The sequence below is a fragment of the Paenibacillus nanchangensis genome, from assembly GCF_046543445.1.
Classification (GTDB): Bacteria; Bacillota; Bacilli; order Paenibacillales; family Paenibacillaceae; genus Paenibacillus_AQ; species Paenibacillus_AQ nanchangensis.
In genome coordinates, this window is the sequence record NZ_JBHOFD010000074.1 from 1 (window position 1) to 1,231 (window position 1,231).

At 48.9% G+C, this 1,231-nt stretch carries 2 protein-coding genes; both read left to right on the top strand.

The window, feature by feature from the left end:
• On the top strand, positions 1-937 hold a 937-nt coding region (ltrA, locus tag ACE6ED_RS29090), incomplete at its 5' end, for a group II intron reverse transcriptase/maturase (protein WP_410830952.1).
• Positions 897-1,130 carry a group II intron maturase-specific domain-containing protein gene (locus tag ACE6ED_RS29095; RefSeq protein WP_410830953.1) on the top strand — a complete coding sequence of 78 codons (234 nt, stop codon included), beginning with the start codon at positions 897-899 and terminating at the stop codon, positions 1,128-1,130. The genes ltrA and ACE6ED_RS29095, both read left to right, overlap by 41 nt.
• The last annotated feature ends 101 nt before the right edge of the window (positions 1,131-1,231 follow it).

The following is a 1,231-nucleotide window of genomic DNA, read 5'->3' on the forward strand; positions in this document are numbered from 1 at the left end:
AGCGAATAAGGGAGCCGCGGGAGTGGATGCCGTAACGCTCGCAGATATCGAAGAACAAGGAGAAACAAGTTTCCTCAAGGAATGCGAGCGAGAACTAAAGGAAGGCCATTACCATCCGCAGCCCGTACGACGGCACTACATCCCGAAGAAAGATGGGAAGCCAAGACCGCTAGGCATCCCCACCGTACGAGACCGAGTCCTACAGATGGCAACCAAACTGGTGATTGAACCCATCTTTGAAGCCGATTTTAAAGAAGTCTCCTTCGGATTTCGTCCGAAGCGAAGTGCAAAGGGAGCGCTGGAGCGAATCCGGAAAGCCTGCAACCGCAAAGGAAATTGGATAGTCGACGTCGATATCCAAGGTTACTTTGACAACATGAATCAAGAGAAACTCATGAAATTGGTACAGATGCGTATCAACGACAGGAGGATCTTGAAGTTAATCCGAAAGTGGCTACAAGCGGGAGTCATGGAGGAAGGAAACGTAAGACGGTCTGATTTAGGGACACCACAAGGTGGCGTCATTTCACCGCTTCTGGCGAATATCTACCTGAACTACTTTGACCGACTGTGGGAGAAACATGGTAGTGGGCTGGGAGAATTAACAAGGTATGCAGACGATTTTGTTGTGGTCTGCAAAACCAAAAAGGACGCCGAGCATGCCTATGAACGGCAGAATTATGGAACGTCTGGAGCTAACCCTACACCCGACCAAAACTCGCATAGTGGGCTTATGGACAGGAGAAGAAGGATTCGACTTCTTAGGCATGCACCACCGAAAAACAAAAGCAGAGACCTCGCAAGGGAAGGTGTACTATACCACACAACAGTGGCTAACGAAGAAGGCGGAGGAACGTATCCGAGGCGTGGTCAAAGACAGATTAGCCCCGCCCGGCATGCGTTCGAAATCGTTCGCGGAACAAGTGGAATGGCTTAATCCAAAGATCCAGGGATGGAGAAATTATTACTACACGAACTATAGCCAAAAGAGATTAGCGAAACTGGATTGGTATATTCTGCAGCGATTCACCCGGTGGTATGCGAAGAAGAAACAACGCAGGAATTGGATGAGTTCAATATCTGAAGTGAAGTATATGGCCAATAGGTATGGATTGAAAACGCTATTGTAATCTGCATGCCCATGAATGACGGACATCGGAAAGCCGTATGAGGGAAAACCTCACGTACGGTTTGATGAGGAGGGGCTGGCGAGCCAGCCCTTTACTCTAGC

What these genes read in the sequence shown, in the direction of transcription:
- ACE6ED_RS29095 (WP_410830953.1), top strand. Translation starts at nt 897, where the DNA reads ATGCGTTCGAAATCGTTCGCGGAACAAGTGGAATGGCTTAATCCAAAG.